Here is an 18238-nt window from a genome sequence, read left to right on the forward strand (position 1 = left end):
AGATCTTTGTTTGTTCAACTCCTCCATCTCTTTGGCTTTATCGTCTAGATAAGAGAGGATTGCAGTATTTGCAGTGAGATTGATTCCTGTTCCAGCAGCTTGTTGGAGTTCGGACAACCTTCTTAAGTCGTCCGGACTTGTAAGAAGTGAATTCATATCCATTAGAAGAGAAGCGATCTCGTCCTGTGCTTCCATCGCTTTCTCGCTATCTGCTGCGATTACATCTGAGATCCCAGCAGTCGTCACTTCTTCCGGAAGTTGAGAAGTGAGATAATTCAGAACATCATTGAGTCCCGCGAGTAATTCTCCTCCGATAGAACGGTTTGCAAGTTCTTCGGATCTTGCGATGAGCTCTTTGACCTTATCTGCTTGCTCATCTCCTTGTTTTAAGAGTTGCTGAGAGTCGGAGATCATACTCTGGATATTTTTATAATCAATTCCTGATTGAGAAAGTGCGTATACTTGATCTTGGTTCTTGCGAATCTCATTTGCGACATCATTTGCGCTCATGGAACCTTTGCTTAATAGGCTCAGACCGTATACGATATAGGAATTTTTCGTATAATTTAATGTGCTTGTGGTGACCTGGTTTCCAGCGAATTCGCTAAGAGAGCCGTATCCGGAAGTCAATTTTTCTTGAGCAAGTTTCTGTTGTTTGATCGCAAGTCCTTTGTAGTATTCCGCTGTATCAAAATCTCCCTGGCTTGCAAATGTTTGAGAGAGTTCAGTATATTTCTTTTCTTGAATAAAGATCTCATTCACATCTTGGAGTAAGATTTTCTCTTGGTCCATGACCACTGCCTGCAAAGAAGCAGCCTGGTTAATATCTGCGAGCTTCCCTGCGTAGGAAGAATTTGTATTATCTGCTGCAGTCTTTCTTTCATCGAAACCAAATCCACTTGAGTTTCCATCGATCTCTTCCTGCCAGAAGGTTTGAGCAGAGTTATACCCAATGACACCTGTTTGGATTTGGCCCAGATCATTTGCATCATATGCATAAGCTCCGGTTCCATACAACATTTCAACAAGTTGATTGATTCTGTTACTTGCATCTAAGTCTGCAGTTCCGTATGCTTCTGCTCGGGCATAACTATCCCGTATACGAGCACTTAAGTCTGCACCATCTTGGTTCCATTGAGATTCGGATGCCTTGTTAGAAATAGCTTGGCTTAAACTATCTGCAGCTCCTTTATAATAATACACATCTACAAGTTTATTAGCAGTATCATACAAATTCCCAGAGTTCTGTTCTGAACTTGTGAATTGCTTTTTGAGGATCTTTCTGGAGCGCTTCTACACCTTGTAGATTACGATTTTCCGCTTCTTTCAAATTTTTCTCCCCTTTCTCTTTGCAGTCCACATGATTTAACGTGGTCAGGAATAAAACGAAAACAAATGAGCTTATATTCAGATTTTTAGACATAAAACTATTTAGTCCTATTCTTATTCAAACTTTCCTTAGGACCTTCTTTTCCGTCGATCCAGCGTCCGCTAAAAAGCACTTTACGATCCTTATCGACAAGAATTCCGAATCCGTCTGGGTCTCCATCTTTCCATTGGCCCACATATTTTTTTCCGTCCCAATATGTCATAGAACCGAATCCGTTACGGCAATTACCTTCACATTTTCCTTTAAAGAAGAACCAATATACAGCTCCTACCAAGACTACGAGTAATACAGACGCAGAGATTAAAATTGCTTTTTGTTTCATTTTATAACTATCTAATAGAAATTGATTATAGGAATGCGATTACCAATCTAAATATCGGATAAATCAAGGCTAAGTATCCGATTGCTAAGATCCATTTTTTATAACGAGAACAAAAGGCAAGAAATTTAGAGAATTTCCCAGGCGTTGAACCAAGCTCATCTATCGGTTCTTCAACGTTAGCCGAAAGTTTTTTCTTCTTTTTAGTAACTTTTTCAGGAACTTCTTCCTTGTCTGCATTCTCTAATTCTGCACCCAACCATAATAGTCTCTGTTTTTCGATCGGCCTTTTAAAAACAGATTCGGGAATTGTATAATGCGAAGAATAGTCCAAAACGATCGATTGGCAATCTGAGCAGTCATTTATATGTTTTTTCATTAAAAATGAAATTGTGCCGGATTTTAATATATCTTCCAATGCATCGGGAGTCATCTTAATGGAACAAGTCATACAAATAGCTCTATATACTTACTTTGGGAAATATAGAGAATCGAGCAAATAAGAAATAACGAAAGAATGATAAGAGAAGAAAGCTGGCTCGAACTAGGTCCTATCCCAAATGATAGAACCTCCTTTGGGTGATTCAAAAATCCAGATCGGATTGACCTGACATAGCAACTAAATGTTTTCTAAATGAATGAGGAAGGATATTCCAACAAGATTTGAACGTTCTTTTCCAAAAACCCGATTCTGCTCGTTTCAGTTTGGATTTTAAGTGTTCGCTCATCTTGCTACCCTCTAAGATCTTGGAGCGAAAAAAATGGTAAAATCCTTCTATAGTTAGTAGGTTTCTAGTATCGGAATTTTAAAATCCATCTAAGAAATGGCCTGTTCCCTAGATAGATTTTTCGTATTTTTTTAGTCGGATAATGGACAGTTTCGAAATGGCTATCCTTTCACACAAAGGACTTGTCTAAGTTCGGAAACTACTTCCACCAAATCCTTTTGGGCTTCGATCACATCATGGATGTCTTTATAAGCTCCCGGAATTTCGTCCAGAACGCCAGTATCCTTTCTGCATTCTACACCTTTGGTTTGTTCCAAAAGATCCGATTCTGTGAATTTCCTTTTGGCTTCTCCTCTACTCATTCTTCTACCAGCTCCATGAGAAGCGGATTCGAATGATTCTGGATTTCCTAAACCTTTTACGATGAAAGAACGAGTTCCCATAGAACCAGGAATGATCCCAAATTCACCCTTCTTAGCGCTGATCGCACCCTTACGAGTAACCACCACATCTTCTCCGAAATGAGTTTCTTCGGAAACATAATTATGGTGACAGATCACTCTAGATACTTCTTGGATCTGAGGAAAAAATTTCTTCAAAGCTTCGAAATACAACTCAATCATAGTAAGACGATTTAAATACGCATACCTTTGAGCCCAGAATAGATCTCTTCTGTATTCTTCCATCTCCACTGTTCCGGAAAGAAATACTGCAAGATCACGATCCGGCAGAAGTTCGTTATGAGCGAGTTTACGCGCTCTATGAATATGGAATTCCGCAAGTTCCTTTCCGATATTTCTAGAACCAGAGTGAAGCATCATCCAAACTCTGTTCTCAGTATCCAAACAAAGTTCTATAAAATGGTTTCCGCCACCCAAAGTCCCGCACTGGCTTAAAGAACGTTCGTATAATGGTTTTGCTCTCTCCGAAAGTGTTTCAAACTCTTGTTTAAACAAAGATTTTGCGAGAGCATACGTCTCTCCATGTTTAAAAAGTTTTTCCACCACCGGACGTTTATGCATACTGAACCCGACCGGGATATTTTTCTCGATCTCGGAACGGATCTCTTTCAAAGAATCCGGTAGATCATTCCCAGTTAAGTTCGTAAGAACTGCCGCCATTCCGCATCCTATGTCCACACCTACCGCAGCAGGCGCGACTGCATCCTTCATAGCAATAACGGATCCGACTGTAGCTCCTTTTCCGTAATGTACGTCCGGCATCACCGCCACATGTTTGAACACCCATGGCAGAGAAGCTATATTACGTAATTGTTGTAAAGCGGAAGACTCCACTTTATCCACGTCGGTCCATAACTTGACCTTTACTTTTTCTCCTTTTAATTCTGATTTACACATTGTTTAACCTAATTGATTCGAATGATATATACGAACGATAGGAAGAGACAGACAGATTTTTTATTTAAAGTGGATTTAATTTTTGAGAAGAAGTTTTGAAAGAAATTCCTAAACGAATTCGAAATTCCCTCCAAAACTTTTGGATCTTTCTTAAGCGGCTAAAACCCCGTATACTATGATTACGATCCCAACAATATTTGCAGTCACTCCGATCCCACCAAGGATTTTTCCAAGCGGAGGATTTTCTTTAAATTCATCCTTAATTCCTTGGAGCCAATTTACAGTATCTTTGAGAGCCAGAAATCCGGAAGAAACTGCGAATGAGATTGCTCCTATAATGGAAAGGGTCTCCGAAAGTGGAGCCAATTGGAAAGCGAATATCAATCCCAAGAGCATGGCACCTTGCATTAGAGATCCAATATGGGCGGCTTGTAAATATCTGGAGGGAAATTCCGCTTTCTTTCGAGCGAACGCGTATGCAAAACCGGTCAAACTTCCATAAGCTAAGTTTAAAACTCCGGTCAAGATGAGAATTTTTTCGGGTAAGTTCATAGTCATCACCTATTTGTATTAGGCTTTAGTGCATATTTTTGGATCGAAACCAAGTCAATTCGGTTTTAACAAATTCCAATTCCAGAAAAAATAAAAAAGGCTGCGAACTCGCAGCCTTTTTTTCGTTTGAAAAATCTATTTTGATCCGATCAACGTTTCTTTTTCGTAAGAAGTTTTTTCTTCACCTTCTTACCTCCGTTTCTATGTACCGGAACATCATTCAATTCGTCATCATCATAAAGAGAGACGTAAGCTTCCGGATGTAAAGCCATTGAACTCGTTCCACCCGTATTACCTGAACTCTGAGGTTTTTGTTTTTTCCCCATGATTACAATGTACAAGCTAGGCATAACAGTTAGTATCAGAAGAAGAGCAGAAGCAAGTCCTCCTACCATCACAGTAGCTAATGGCCTTTGCACGTCCGAACCTACTCCGGTTGCAATTGTTGCAGGGATCAAACCGAGCATTGCGAGTAACATTGTCATTAATCTAGGTCGAAGCTGAGTCACTGCGGAATGGATCGAAGCTTCCGTAACGCTCATATTCGGATGATCTCTCAGAATATGATTTGCTTTGGATACGAACAAGATCCCTGCCATAGTCGCGATCCCGAAAAGAGAAATAAATCCGACTCCGGCTGATACGTTAAAATAATACCCTCGTCCTAGAAGAGCGTAAATTCCTCCAAGTAAGGATAAAGGAATACAGGACAGGGCAACAATCACTGATTTCAGATCTCTGTATAATAGGAATAGTAATCCGAAAATGATCCCGATCGTTAGCGGGATCACGATGGCCAACTGCTTTCCTACGCGAGCCAGGTTTTCATACTGACCACCGTAACGAACTTCGTATCCATCCGGGATCTTGATTTCCTTATTCACTCTGTTCCTAAGTTCAGATACGAATCCACCCTGGTCTCTTCCCCTTACATTCAATCGAACCGTAAGAGTACGTTTTCCATCCTGACGGAAAATCATCGTAGGAGAATCTTCCTGAGTAATATCCGCGACCTGAGAAAGTGGGATCCTTTCTCCCTTAGGCGAAATGATCGGAATACTCGCAATCTCTCTTGCGGATTGTCTATAATCCTTAGAGAAACGAACTGCAATCCCGAATAAGGCACGCTCTTTAGGAGGATTGTCCATAGGACCTTCGTAAAGATAGCTGATAGGTTCCATACCTACTGCAGCCTCGATCACTCTTTGGATATCTTCCACATTGATACCATATCTCGCGGCTACTGCACGTTTGATCCGGATCACAAGCTGAGGAGCTGGAGCTTCCTGTTCGATCCCGTATTCACTCGCCCCTTTCATAGAAGCTACTATATCAAGGATTTGTAATGAAAGTTCCCTCATAATATGTAAGTCCTGTCCCGATACGAATACCGCCAAGTCGGCAATTGTACCCATAATCGCCTCGGACAAGTTGTCCATAATCGGCTGGGAGAAACTCACTCTCACTCCAGGAAGCCCGCTCTCCAGATTATCTCTCATCCGGAGAAGTAATTGTTCCTTAGTGATCCTTTCCTTCCACTGTTTATAATCTTTTAAACCAACATAAACTTCCAAACGGTTCGGAGGTAGAGGATCCGTTCCGTCGTCATTACGTCCGTACTGAGATAAGATCATGTTTACTTGTTCATTTTTATAAATGATCTCTCGGACCTTAGGCACGAATTTTTTGGCCTCTGGCAATGAGATCCCCACTGGGAAATACAATCTTAAGGTAAATCCACCTTCATCCAAAGAAGGTAGGAACTCCGTCCCTAAAGACAAACCTCCCACGACCAAAAGAGCAGTTACGATAGAGAAAGCGATCGTTACCACTCGTTTAGAACGATCTACTAAGTAATGTACGATCTTCTCGTATTTTGATTCTACCCAATGATATACAGGGTTATGCCATTCGATCGGTTTGTCAGAATTACTTTCGAAATATTTTCGGAAGAAGAAGGACATTAAAACCGGAACTACTGTCATCGTGAAGAGCAATGCACCGAAAATCGCGAAGGATAAGGTGAATGCCATCGGCTTGAATAATCGTCCTTCTATCCTTTCAAATGAGAAGATAGGAAGATACGCGAGAATGATGATCATGATCGCGAATAAGATCTCAGTTCCGACTTCAGTCGCACATTCGTAGGTAAATCGAACGATCCCCTTTTGTTTGTCGTCGGGCGAAGCTTCCTTATAGCGCCTCATGATATTTTCAACCATTACTACGGCACTATCCACCACGATCCCGAAGTCCACCGCACCTAGAGAGAGTAAACTCGCTGAGATCCCGGAGGCGTTCATGACCGTAAACGAGAACAATAAAGCGAATGGGATCGTCGCGACCACAACTACCGAAGCTCTAAAACTTCCGATAAAGAAGATCACGACCAAACTCACCACACCTATCCCTTCGATAAGAGTGGTCCCAACTGTTCTAAGAGTATAATTTACTAAGTCCGCACGATCATAAGTAGTTCTTAATCTAGTGCCATCCGGCATATACTTTTCGTTGATCTCTTGGACCTTGGCCCTTACTCTTTCGCCGAAAGCATTCGGTTCCACCCAACGTCTCATTGCAACGAGACCTTGTACTGCGGAATCTACGTCAATCAAACCTTCCGTATCGTTTTGGACTGTATATCCCAAGACCCCGCTCGGGATTGGGTGAGAGATTTCCACACTACCCACATCTCGAACATAAACCGGAACCCCGTTCACGGTTTTAACTACGATATCTTCAATATCTTCAGGAGTACGGATCGCACCCAAGGATCTGATAGGGAGTGATTGTTCCCCTTGTAATAGGAAGTTACCACCAGTGTTCAAGTTATTGTCTTGGATCGCATCGATCACTTCTGCGACAGTAACCTTATATCGGATCAGTTTATCTGGAGAAGTCACAACGTGATACTGTTTAGGCAAACCCCCGAACGTAACCACGTCTGCAATCCCTGAGATCTGAAGCATTTTAGGAATTACGATCCAGTCCTGGATACTCCTAAGCTCCATTGGAGTTTTGGTACCGTCGACGGATTCCACAACATAACGAAATACTTCCCCGACAGGAGAACTCATAGGAGCCAGAGTAGGACTTACTTCTTCCGGGATCACAGCGTCCCGAACCTTCTCCATAAGCCTCATACGTGCGAAATAATCGTCTGTTCCTTCTTCGAATACGAACTGGAATACAACGAGACCATTAATGGTCCTTGATCTACGAACGATCACATTCGGAGTAGAATGGAGCACCCTTTCTATCGGCATGGTGACCCGTTCTTCCACCTCTAAAGTGGCTTTTCCGGGAAACTTCGCTACAAGACGGACCTGAGTATCTGCTATATCGGAATATGCTTCTTTTCTAATATGAATCCAAGACCATACACCTAAGACGAGCAATAATACGGATAAGACTAAAGTAATTAATTTATACCGTAACGAGCTTTCTATGATAAGATTGATGAATTTCATTGAGAAGACCTCGTATCAAACAGATATCCTATTTGTATCAGAAGTTGAGGATTCTTATAATCTCCCGACCCGATACCTCCTCCAAGCTGAAGAAAGAAATTACCCATATAAAGATCGTAAGTCAATCCTATATAACGTTGGTTCAAGGTTACCTTTTGATTATCCCTACTTTGGTATTCCAAAACAGTCGCAAGATTCGGATTTTGTTCTGCGATATAGGATCTGATAATGGCGTCTTCGTAAGTGATATCCCTATGCTGGTATCCAGGAAAATCGGAGCCGGTTTTATATTGAGTTTGCCCACCTTTTCCTAATTCGGGAGCAAATGGATCCACCTGGAACTGGCCGATAACTGCGGATATACTATGAGCCAAAAACGGAGTTTTCCAAAAACTCACACCTATATCAGCCTGCCAACCCCACCAATGCGCTCCCCAATGACCACCGGAAGCTCGAACTACTAGATCCTTAAAATAGTATCCTACGTTTACGTTAATACTTCCTGGAGTTCCTACCGAAAGTCCGTAAACGAAAAAGTTCGTCGACTTAGGAAGAGGTTTTTGATCGAAAACATCTTTTTCAGATTTATCTTCGCCAAATCTGGTTTTACGATCCGCCTCCGGAGTCCATTCCGGAACCGGGTCCTCGTTCTTATTTTCCTTATTTTTTTCCTGAGCAAAAGCAGAAGAAACGAAAGAAAATAAGAATATTATAATAATAAAACTTAATATTCTTTTCATAGAGACTAAAATCCGAAACTAAGCCCTTTTAAAAGAATTGCTCCTTCGACCACCACTTTGTCCCCTTTAGTAAGTCCTTCCAGAACATTGACTTTTTCTCTGGTGGAAATTCCTAGAACCACTTCCCTTCTGTAAAATTCGTGAGGTGTTTCCTCGATGAATACGTAATTTTTACCTTCTATCGTAACAACAGAATTGAAAGGGATCACCACAGAATCCGATTTGGTTTCTTCAGGGAATTTTACGACCGCGAACATTCCAGGTTTTAATCTATAACCTTCATTCTTGATCGCGATACGGACTTTTACAGTTCTTGTATAAGGATCTACGTTATCTCCAAGAGCCTCCGCAGTTCCATTCCACTCCTGGCTCGGAAAAGAATTAAAGACAACTTTTACTCTTTTTCCATTTTGCAGTCGAGAAAGTTGAGATTCAGGAACATCAGAAATGATCCAAGCGGTTTGGCTCGGTGCTTTTTTGATCAAAGCAGGATTTAATCCGACCGCTCTTAACTTACCTTCAAACTCCGCAAATTCAGCTTCGTCGTTATTTACTTCGGTCTCGGCTTCCACCAAATCCTTTTCGGTCGCGACTCTATGTTTGAACATGTCTTTAATACGATCCAGATTTTTACGAGATCTGTTCAGACTGTTTTTAGCATGAACATAACCTACATACAGATCGTTGAGTTCTGCTGATTCGAATAATACGATTTGTTCCCCGTCTGATACGGAAGGAGAAGTTGTAGCGATCAATCTCGCAGGAGCTTCAACATTTACGAATTCTCCCGCTTTTCCGATTTCCGCACTTTTAACGATCTCGAGCCCAGGGCTATCTTCTTTGAACTCTATCCGTTCTCCCTTGTCGTGAACGATCGCTTTTTGAGGGCGTGGAGCATTCTTCTTCTGTGCCCGGTTCAAAGTTAAGGAAACAATGGAAACGGAAACCGCCGCCACCACTAATATTAGAATAAGTTTAAGTTTGTTTGATGATGGTATCATTTCGAACCTCCTTCCGTAGCACCGGATTCGCCATTTGTCTTAGGACTCGGTACGATCAGTCCTGTTCCTACACTGTAATTCACTCCTTCGATCGCTTCCATCCTATCTGTTTGAAGCCTTAACATCTCCACAATGCTGGATCTGTAAGTTTCGAAGAAATCCGCAAATTCCAAAATTGATATATAACGTTTTTCGTAACTAAGGATCATATCTTCGGCTAGATCCGAATAATCCTTGGTGTAAGTGTTCCTAAATTTCCGATAAAGATTGTCTTTCGCCTTTGCGGTCGCCAAAGCAACGTTTACTTCGTTTTCAACTTCCAAGATCAGGTTTTTCAATTCCTGTTTTCTTACTTGAACGTTCTTTTCAGCGGCCTTGATATTTCCTTGGTTTCTATCGAAAATAGGAATATTGAACTGGGCGGTAATACCCCAATAACTCTGGAAAGCGGTTCCTCCCCTATTATACATAGGTCCGATGCCTAGATCGGGAATCGCATTCGCATGCTGCAACTCCAGGTTCGCTTCTTCGTACCGTAAGGCATGAACTGCTTTTTTCAAGTCGGGTCTATACTCCCTAGCCTTCGAAAGCATCGCGTCCAATTTTAAATTTTCGATCGGAGCCTTTTCCACGAAGTCCAGGTCCAAAACAGGAACGATCGCGATCCCTTGATTCTTGTATGACTCTTCGTTCAGAAGAACGCGAAGATCCGCTTCTTTCTCCAAAACTTTGATCCTTAGATCTTCTCTTTCTTTTCTTAGGAAGAATAGAAGTGCTTTTAGACGTAGTACTTCTGACTGAAGGACCGCTCTTCTTTTATATGCGAGTTCCGCAGAATTTACGGTCTTCTCTAGAGCGATCAAACTTTTATCGTAAAAGGCGATCGCTTCTCTATAATAATGAATAAAGTAGAAGGTCCTACGAAGTTTCGTTAACAAAGCTCTTGCAAGATCGTAGAACTCTTGTTCTCCCATCTTTGCGTTTAACTCCGCTACTCGAACTCTTTTATCGATCTTTCCACCCAATAGGAAGACTTGTTGGATCTGGAATACGGTTTGTCCGGACCTCGTAGAATCGAAGTATCTCCCGGAAGGCTCTACATAAATACTTTGATCCAAAAATATGTTTGGATTCGCATATAGTCCGGCTTGTTCGATCCCTGCCTTACGTGCATCGATATCATATTTGGCAGCGAGTAAAAGCAGGTTATTCTTCCAAAGAAGTTCCTCTGCTTTGGCCAGATCCAAGCGAACTTGGGTTCTGTCCTGATCGCCTGAAGCGGCCGCGATCTTTGCATCTGTATACAAAGTCTCGCCCAAACTCCCGGGAGCACCACCCGAAGCAGGATCTGGTTGAGAAACGGTCTGATTAGTGGTCCAGACCAAAATTAGAAACGCTAATATCTTTTTATTCATAATTGTACGAAGTTATCCCAAGAGATAAGCTTATGCTTATGCAACGACCCCCTATGGAGAATTTTCCTACACCTTCGGCGTAGAAATTGCTCCGAAGTTAAAAAACAATTAGGACAAAGTTGGTGGAGGTAGGTTGATTAAACTGAAATGCAGGAAGCGGGTTGTTCTTTTCTGGCCGCTTAGAATGACGATTTTTGAGGAGTAAGAGGAAGGAGTCCAAGGAGAACTCGAAAAGAAATCCGCGAGGAAATCAATCGGTCTACTGTCTCTTTCTCTTGCTTGGGTATAGACTAAACCTTCCGACTCGGTTAAATCCGATTCGATAAAGGTAGGCATACTCTTTTTATTTTGGGAAAGGGAAATAATGTGGCTTGCTTCTTCCTTATCCATCCATTCCAAAGAGGAAGAAAAGATAACAAGAGCGATCTGTAAAAAAATCAGCAGAATGTAAGCTACGCGCCGCACTATAATTGCCAAAAGAATATAGACGATATTTCCGTCAAGTTTTTGAGATTTCGATTAAAAAAATGGAAACTTTTTTCGCTTAAATCAGTTCACAATTAACCCATTCGACTTAACGAATAGGATCTGGCTGAATATGTCTTACTTTAAGGACAGCGCCTCTAGAAAACAAAATTCTAATTTCCTTATCTGGCCTAGACCCTTCTGCGTATTTTGAAATAGGTCGATAGTACACCCATTCTTCCATTCCAGGTGCCCAACTATTAACAATCGCCTTTTCATCCGGCTCGCCAAGAAGGTTCTTTACAAAAAGTTTATTTTGGGACATGAGTTTTTGGATCATTTCAGAACGAATATATAATTTAGAAGATGTTTCTTCCGAAATTTGAGCAGTCGCTCCAAGTAACGTTACATCGGCATCAGGGATCGCTTTTAATACAAATTCCTTACACTTTGCATCATCCGAGAATGTATCCATACATTCCGTATAAAGTTGTTTCGGGCTTTTTCCTTCTTTTCCTGCGTTTGGAAAAAAGTATGCACAATGGACCAGTGCTAAAAAAGAAATTCCTAATAAGATTCTAAATTTCATCGACGCTTCCTCCGGCTCGTTTTTCTTTCCGAACCACCCCCTCCGGAAGACACAGGTAATGCCTCTGTTGCCGGATTTCTAGGTTTTGCTCCCTGTAACTCTTGGAAGCCGCCTGTTAACTCTTGTCCTACTTTTTTATACTCTTTTTTCTCTTCCGGCAACTGGGTTTTTTCCGTAACTTCCACACGAAGTAAGAAACTTACGATCTCATACTTCATATTTTCGATTGCTTGGTCGAATAAACGGAAACCTTGCAGTTTATATTCTACGAGCGGATTTTTTTCTCCATAACCTACGGTCCAGATCCCTTCTCTGAGATGGTCCATAGAATATAGGTGCTCTTTCCAACGATGATCTAGAATATCCAGGAAGATGTTTCTTTCTAATAATTTCCAAACGTCTCCGCCGATCCGATCCGCTTTCTCTTGGTAAAAAGACTGAGCGGTATTATTTAAAGAATCGAAAATCGAAAGCTGAGCATTTTTGGATTTTTTAATTTCTTCTATATCTACATTCCAAGGAAGTCCGAGACCCTCGAACCATTCCTTAAGAGTATCCAATTCCCAACCGTTCGGGTTTCCACCTTCGCAGGTAGTAACAACTTGGGCTTCGATCATTTCTTCTAAGAAACTTTTTGCGAGTCCTGTTACATCTCCGCCTTCCAGGACTTCGTTTCTCATCTTGTAGATCACGATACGTTGGCGGTTCATCACATCATCGTATTCCAATAGATGTTTACGAATATCGAAGTTATGACCTTCTACTCTTTTCTGAGCTCTCGCAATCGCGTTAGACACCATCGGATGTTCGATCTCTTGTCCTTCCGGCATCTTGAGTCTTTCCATGATCCCGGCAATTCGATCAGACCCGAAGATCCTCATCAGATCATCTTGAAGAGAAAGATAGAATCTACTAGATCCTGGATCTCCCTGACGACCGGAACGACCTCTTAACTGGTTATCAATCCTTCTCGCCTCATGTCTTTCTGTTCCTAAAATATGCAAACCACCCGCTTCTAAAACCTCGTCGTGGTTTTTTCTCCAGATCTTTGCGCTGGTTAGGATTTCATTTGCTTTGGATTTTTTATTTTGAGAATCCAATCTTTGAGAAATAGATTCAGCTCTTTCAAAATCGGCACGAACCACAGCTTCTTTAAATTCGCTGATCACAGGATCGGATTCGTTCCAAGATTCCAAACTTTCTTTAAAAAGTTGGGCTCCTCCTAAAACGATATCCGTTCCCCTTCCAGCCATGTTTGTCGCGATCGTAACAGCGGCAGGCTTTCCTGCGTTCGCGATAATCTCAGCTTCTTTTTCGTGGAACTTAGCGTTTAATACATTATGCTGAATTCCGGATTGGGTTAGAAGTTTTGCGAGCACTTCCGATTTTTCGATGGAGATAGTTCCAACAAGAACAGGTTGTTTTTTATCTCTGCATTCCTTGATCTCATTTAGGATCGCGGTGAATTTTTCTTTTTCAGTGCGATATACTCTGTCCGCAGCGTCCTTTCTTTGAACTGGAACGTTCGGAGGAATTACGGTTACATCTAGATTATAGATCTTATGGAATTCTTCCGCTTCCGTATCCGCGGTTCCTGTCATACCAGAAAGTTTATCGTACAATCTGAAATAATTCTGAAATGTGATACTCGCAAGAGTTTGGGATTCTCTTGCGATAGGAACTCCTTCCTTCGCTTCTAAAGCCTGGTGAAGTCCATCTGAATATCTTCTACCGGACATGAGACGACCGGTGAATTCGTCTACGATGATGACTTCTCCATTTTGAACCACATAGTCCACGTCTCTTTGGAATATTTTATGGGCTTTTAATGCTTGGTGAACATGATGAACTAGATCCACGTTTTGAGGAGCGTATAAGTTCTCGATCCCTAGGATCTCTTCTACATGGGCCACACCCTTTTCGGTCATGAGTGTGTTTTTGGCCTTCTCATCTTTTTCGTAATCTTCGCCTTCGATCAGCCTAGGAATGATCTTATCGATCCTAAGATATTTATCAGTAGATTCATCCGAAGGTCCTGAAATAATGAGAGGGGTCCTTGCTTCGTCGATAAGGATCGAGTCCACCTCATCCACGATCGCAAAAAAATGAGATCTCTGTACTTTATGATCTATATGAGAGACCATATTATCTCTCAAATAATCGAAACCGTATTCGTTATTGGTTCCGTAAGTGATATCTGCAGAATACGCTCTTTTACGATCATCATGATCCATATCATGCTGGATGATCCCTACAGAAAGGCCTAAAAATTCATAAATAGGCTTCATCCAGTTCGCATCCCTTCTAGCTAGATAATCGTTCACAGTAACTACGTGAACTCCCTTACCTGCGAGAGCGTTCAGATAAATTGCTAGGGTAGAAGTTAATGTTTTACCTTCTCCAGTCTTCATCTCGGAGATATTTCCCCAATGAAGAGCTGTTCCTCCCATCATCTGCACATCGAAATGGCGCATTCCTAATTTTCTTAATGCAGCCTCTCTTACAGTTGCGAATGCCTCCGGAAGAATATCATCCAAGGTCTGTCCATTCGCTATTCTTTCCTTGAACTTACTAGTTTGAGCGGAAAGGTCCGAATCACTAAGTGCTCGGATCGATTCTTCCAATGAATTGATCTGGATTACGATCGGAGTGAGTTTTTTAAGATCTCTTTCGTATTTGCTTCCGAATAAAACTCTGAGTAATTTCTGAATCATGTATGCACCATCAATCGTTTCGTCTTAATAATAGTCCCGGATTGTAGGAACATTCCGGTGAGAAAAATTATATATCTAAAATACCTTCAAACAAGGAGCGACCCGCTCTTTCCATTTGAGACCTAAGATCTTCCATTTCGGGTCCGGGAATCCATCCAGCTTTTTTGATAAACTCGGCATGGACATTCTTCCAAACACCAAACATAGGTTCTGTTACTTCCAAATGACATTGGATCCCGAATATCCTATTCTCGAACTCGAACATTTGATTCTGATAAAAGCTACCTTCTAAAAGCCGGTTGGCTCCTTTCGGGATCTCGAATACGTCTTCATGCAAATGGAATGCAGGAAAAGTAGTCATCCCGTTCAATTTTGCGAAAGCAGGATGAGAAGGATCCGCAACTTTAACATCAGAGAAACCGACTTCCGGCCCCTTCTCCCCTTCATACACTTTCGCACCTAGAACAGTTGCCAGGATTTGAGAACCCAAACAGATCCCGATCACCTTCTTATCTCTCATAGTTACCAGATGAGAGGCAAGTTCCAGCCAGGGCCTAAAAAATTTATGCTGATTAGGATCATGAACGGTTTGAGGTCCTCCCAAAAACACGACAAGATCGAACATCTGATGCGCAGCAGGAACGATATGAACTCGTTCGTCGTACGCGTTATGATAGGTTATCCTATAATTCCTAGCTTGCAAAGAATCTAATAGAGTTCCGGGACCCTCGCAGTCCTTGAACCGAACGATGAGACATCTCATGATTGGCCGGCCATTCTTTTGAAAAAGATCACTTTCATATTTTTAGGGATTTTGTTCGGATCGGACTCCTCGCTGATCGGTCCGATAAAATTATAATATAAGATCAAAGGTTTGGTTTTGAATAGGAGTGTTTCCGGAGTTCCTGTCACAAGTCCTTCCGCTCTGTCCACTTTGAAAGGAGCTTTCATAATAAGGACCGGAAGTTGTATCCCGAATTTTTTCACTTCTTCTTTCATAAGAATAGAAGCTTGTTTCATCTTCTCTTCCGGATCCATCGCTTCCGGATTATCAAAAAATATATCCGGGTCCACGATCATATACAATTTGATTTGAGGAGTTTTTTTCAACTCGGCATTTAGATAGTTCAAGACCGGGATCTCTTTGATACAAGGAAGACAATTCGGTCCGTAAACGTTCAGCGCTACACGATCAGCTTGGATCTGACTGATGCGAACAGTCTCTCCTTCTAAACTAATACCTTCGTAATCTTGGACACCAAGATTAGATTGTTCGGAAGGAGCACAAACTGATAGAAGGCTCAAAAGTAAAAATGGGATTAGGCGGAAGAAAATCCCCTTGGAAAAGGGAAAACTAAGCCTGGAATCGGAGTTGGCCTGAGAATCCATGGGCGTTTACCAAAATCGGAGATTCTCCCCAGAATTCAAGGAATAAACGAAAGATATAAGGGATTGACAGAGAAGAGAAATTGAGAATGATGGTAGTTTCAAAGGCCTCTATCCCCTTTCAGGAATACAAAATGACCCAAAACCAGAACTCAGAATTCGATATTGTAACTTTGATTGAACTGGCCAAAAAAAACAAGTACGAAAGAGCCGTAGCAGGCTTTCAAATCCTGGATAGAATCGACAGACTCGAATTACCTAAAAAAATCAAAGGACGTAAACTAGCGGTCCAAGCAATGTTTGCACTCGCTAACGACGAAGTCCAATACAAATACGTCACAAAAGAAGAAAGAGCCACTATCGAAGCGGAAGCTCAAGGAAACGGAGCAACCTACTCTCAATTCAATGGACTCTTTGAAGCTCCTCAAGCACCAATCGCAGAAGAAGATATGGAAGAAGATTTCATTCCGGAAGAAGCTGCGAAACCTCTTATGGATATGGAAGACGGTGAAGAGGGCGAATCCTATGACGAAGAGGAAGATGATTCCGACGACGATGAGGATGAAGACGAAGATGACGACGATGATGATGATTCGGACGACGAGGAAGAAGAAGACGAGGACTGATCTATCTTTCAGTTAATCCGGCAAGCCAACGGTTCTCTGAATTTGAAGGAGGAAAATTCCTCCTTCCATCTACATTCCACTCAAAATCCAATCAAAGAGGGAGAAAGAATCTCCCTCTCTATTCCAAACATAATCCAAAAAGACGAACTACTGATCCTGATTGGGATCGGTTGCGGATATCATATATTTCCGTATTTGAAATCCGTCGAAGTGACTACAAAAATCCTTCTACTCGAGCCTTTTGAAGAACTGGAAACTCTCGTTGGGACAGAACTCCGGGAAAACCTAGGAACTCGGTCTATATTTTACGGCTGGAATCGGTTCACTTCTCTTGAAAAAACCTCCTGGCTCCCTTCCGGAACAAAAAACATACGAATTTTCATTCATCCGAACTATTCCAGACGTTATCCGGAACTCGGTAAAGAGATCCAAGACTTCTTCCAGAAGAAAGAAGAAACTTCTCAGAATAAACTCGCAAAAGAAGAATATGGAAGACTTTGGGTCCGAAACTTCTTCAAACATCTTCAAAAATGTGAAGAAAACAAAAATTCCTATCGGATACTCGGTCGCTCTTTACAAGCTCAGTCCGGAAAGATCGGATGTTTTGTAGGAGCTTCGCCAAATTTAGAATCGGAGATCGATTGGATCCGAGAGAATCGAGAGAAAATTTTTCTTTTAAGCTCGGACACCGCACTCGGATTTTTATTAGAAAATAAGATCCAACCTCATGCGGTCCTTTCGATAGATAGTGGACTTGGGACATTCTACCATTTTCCGGAAAAGATCCCGGCAGATATTCCGATCTTCACTTGGTTTGGAGGAGCTTCTCGTATCTTCGATCTAAAAAATCCTAAGATCATTTATCTTTCCACTCATCCATTGGACCAAATCTTAGGAGCCAAATTTTATCCCAAGGCGCCCATCTTAGAAAATCCAAGCTTGAATGTAGCTGGGCTTGCTGTTTCTCTACTCAAGTCTTTAGGAGCAGAATCTGTTCTACTCAAAGGTTTCGGATTTTCCAGAGAAGGAAGTAAGACTCATTGTAGGTCTACAGGATATGAAAGATACGATCGATTTTTCCTGCATAGAAGAAGAAGTTTATTCAATTCGAGATATATTCCTGAATCCAGATGGAAAACAAGGACCAGTGTAGCCGAAATATTGCAGAAATGGAGCCCAATTCCTCTGATCTCTAAATTGGATCCGAAGGTCCAAACATTTTCTGATTGGGAAACTTCTTTGGAGAATTGCCCCTCCAATTTTCCAGGGACCGGAACAGAATGGAGAAAAATCTGCTCTCAGATCTCCGAACTTCCGGCCGACATCAAAATGTATCTTTCAAGAGAAACAAGGCTCCTAGACTAACTAACCCAAATTCAGTCGAAGAACCTACAAAAAGAATAGATTCTTCCTACTTGACATTCAAAGCGAAATCCTCAAGACTCTCTAGTTCCGGGAAGCCGCCCCGCCTTTCGGTCAAGGATT

At 41.7% G+C, this 18238-nt stretch carries 14 protein-coding genes and 3 pseudogenes; 2 read left to right on the plus strand and 15 right to left on the minus strand.

Features of this window, described 5'->3' with window-relative positions; translation table 11 throughout:
* The 15 genes and pseudogenes from EHQ64_RS07260 to EHQ64_RS07330 all read right to left on the minus strand — a co-directional run.
* A pseudogene (locus EHQ64_RS07260) lies at positions 1-1233 on the minus strand (peptidase M23); the annotation flags it as partial.
* Positions 1226-1423 (minus strand): hypothetical protein, encoded by a 198-nt coding sequence (locus EHQ64_RS07265; RefSeq protein ID WP_135648831.1) that lies wholly within the window; start codon positions 1421-1423, stop codon positions 1226-1228. The gene EHQ64_RS07265 and the pseudogene EHQ64_RS07260, both read right to left, overlap by 8 nt.
* A 4-nt stretch (positions 1424-1427) precedes the next feature.
* On the minus strand, positions 1428-1712 hold the full coding sequence (locus EHQ64_RS07270; protein WP_135648832.1) for an MORN repeat-containing protein: 285 nt from the start codon (positions 1710-1712) through the stop codon (positions 1428-1430).
* A gap of 25 nt (positions 1713-1737) precedes the next feature.
* Entirely contained in the window at positions 1738-2160 is a 423-nt protein-coding gene (locus EHQ64_RS07275; protein ID WP_246048629.1) for a hypothetical protein, read from the minus strand.
* 133 nt (positions 2161-2293) lie between these two features.
* Positions 2294-2437, minus strand: coding sequence for a hypothetical protein (locus tag EHQ64_RS20175; protein WP_167882371.1), 144 nt, complete (start codon positions 2435-2437; stop codon positions 2294-2296).
* A gap of 161 nt (positions 2438-2598) precedes the next feature.
* Positions 2599-3795 carry an RtcB family protein gene (locus EHQ64_RS07280; protein WP_135648833.1) on the minus strand — a complete coding sequence of 399 codons (1197 nt, stop codon included), beginning with the start codon at positions 3793-3795 and terminating at the stop codon, positions 2599-2601.
* Positions 3796-3945: 150 nt separating this feature from the next.
* Positions 3946-4347: a hypothetical protein gene (locus EHQ64_RS07285; RefSeq protein WP_135648834.1), complete on the minus strand. Its 402-nt coding sequence runs from the start codon at positions 4345-4347 to the stop codon at positions 3946-3948.
* Positions 4348-4660: 313 nt separating this feature from the next.
* Positions 4661-7817 (minus strand): annotated as a pseudogene (locus EHQ64_RS07290) (efflux RND transporter permease subunit); the annotation flags it as partial.
* Positions 7814-8557 (minus strand): hypothetical protein, encoded by a 744-nt coding sequence (locus EHQ64_RS07295; protein WP_135648836.1) that lies wholly within the window; start codon positions 8555-8557, stop codon positions 7814-7816. The gene EHQ64_RS07295 and the pseudogene EHQ64_RS07290, both read right to left, overlap by 4 nt.
* Positions 8558-8562: 5 nt before the next feature.
* Positions 8563-9558: an efflux RND transporter periplasmic adaptor subunit gene (locus tag EHQ64_RS07300; RefSeq protein WP_135648837.1), complete on the minus strand. Its 996-nt coding sequence runs from the start codon at positions 9556-9558 to the stop codon at positions 8563-8565.
* A pseudogene (locus EHQ64_RS07305) lies at positions 9555-10805 on the minus strand (TolC family protein); the annotation flags it as partial. The gene EHQ64_RS07300 and the pseudogene EHQ64_RS07305, both read right to left, overlap by 4 nt.
* A gap of 742 nt (positions 10806-11547) precedes the next feature.
* Positions 11548-12027: a hypothetical protein gene (locus EHQ64_RS07315; protein WP_135648839.1), complete on the minus strand. Its 480-nt coding sequence runs from the start codon at positions 12025-12027 to the stop codon at positions 11548-11550.
* Positions 12024-14741 carry a preprotein translocase subunit SecA gene (gene secA, locus EHQ64_RS07320; protein WP_135648840.1) on the minus strand — a complete coding sequence of 906 codons (2718 nt, stop codon included), beginning with the start codon at positions 14739-14741 and terminating at the stop codon, positions 12024-12026. Before secA ends, EHQ64_RS07315 begins: the two co-directional genes overlap by 4 nt.
* Positions 14742-14808: 67 nt before the next feature.
* A complete protein-coding gene (locus tag EHQ64_RS07325) occupies positions 14809-15504 on the minus strand; it encodes a type 1 glutamine amidotransferase (protein WP_135648841.1) in 696 nt (231 codons plus the stop codon).
* Positions 15501-16130 (minus strand): TlpA family protein disulfide reductase, encoded by a 630-nt coding sequence (locus EHQ64_RS07330; protein WP_135648842.1) that lies wholly within the window; start codon positions 16128-16130, stop codon positions 15501-15503. The genes EHQ64_RS07325 and EHQ64_RS07330 overlap by 4 nt, the downstream gene beginning before the upstream one ends.
* Positions 16131-16216: 86 nt before the next feature.
* Between EHQ64_RS07330 and EHQ64_RS20180 the strand changes: the two genes are divergently transcribed.
* Together EHQ64_RS20180 and EHQ64_RS07340 are read left to right on the plus strand one after the other, a co-directional pair.
* Complete coding sequence (locus EHQ64_RS20180; RefSeq protein WP_167882372.1) at positions 16217-16753, plus strand: DNA primase; 537 nt, start codon at positions 16217-16219, stop codon at positions 16751-16753.
* A 42-nt stretch (positions 16754-16795) separates the two neighbouring features.
* Complete coding sequence (locus EHQ64_RS07340) at positions 16796-18118, plus strand: 6-hydroxymethylpterin diphosphokinase MptE-like protein (protein WP_135648843.1); 1323 nt, start codon at positions 16796-16798, stop codon at positions 18116-18118.
* The last annotated feature ends 120 nt before the right edge of the window (positions 18119-18238 follow it).

This window comes from Leptospira sarikeiensis, assembly GCF_004769615.1.
GTDB classification, from domain to species: domain Bacteria; phylum Spirochaetota; class Leptospiria; order Leptospirales; family Leptospiraceae; genus Leptospira_B; species Leptospira_B sarikeiensis.

Coding starts and splice junctions, on each gene's coding strand:
- EHQ64_RS07265 (WP_135648831.1), bottom strand. CDS start 1,423: ATGTCTAAAAATCTGAATATAAGCTCATTTGTTTTCGTTTTATTCCTG.
- EHQ64_RS07270 (WP_135648832.1), bottom strand. CDS start 1,712: ATGAAACAAAAAGCAATTTTAATCTCTGCGTCTGTATTACTCGTAGTC.
- EHQ64_RS07275 (WP_246048629.1), bottom strand. CDS start 2,160: ATGACTTGTTCCATTAAGATGACTCCCGATGCATTGGAAGATATATTA.
- EHQ64_RS20175 (WP_167882371.1), bottom strand. CDS start 2,437: ATGAGCGAACACTTAAAATCCAAACTGAAACGAGCAGAATCGGGTTTT.
- EHQ64_RS07280 (WP_135648833.1), bottom strand. CDS start 3,795: ATGTGTAAATCAGAATTAAAAGGAGAAAAAGTAAAGGTCAAGTTATGG.
- EHQ64_RS07285 (WP_135648834.1), bottom strand. CDS start 4,347: ATGAACTTACCCGAAAAAATTCTCATCTTGACCGGAGTTTTAAACTTA.
- EHQ64_RS07295 (WP_135648836.1), bottom strand. CDS start 8,557: ATGAAAAGAATATTAAGTTTTATTATTATAATATTCTTATTTTCTTTC.
- EHQ64_RS07300 (WP_135648837.1), bottom strand. CDS start 9,558: ATGATACCATCATCAAACAAACTTAAACTTATTCTAATATTAGTGGTG.
- EHQ64_RS07315 (WP_135648839.1), bottom strand. CDS start 12,027: ATGAAATTTAGAATCTTATTAGGAATTTCTTTTTTAGCACTGGTCCAT.
- secA (WP_135648840.1), bottom strand. CDS start 14,741: ATGATTCAGAAATTACTCAGAGTTTTATTCGGAAGCAAATACGAAAGA.
- EHQ64_RS07325 (WP_135648841.1), bottom strand. CDS start 15,504: ATGAGATGTCTCATCGTTCGGTTCAAGGACTGCGAGGGTCCCGGAACT.
- EHQ64_RS07330 (WP_135648842.1), bottom strand. CDS start 16,130: ATGGATTCTCAGGCCAACTCCGATTCCAGGCTTAGTTTTCCCTTTTCC.
- EHQ64_RS20180 (WP_167882372.1), top strand. CDS start 16,217: ATGATGGTAGTTTCAAAGGCCTCTATCCCCTTTCAGGAATACAAAATG.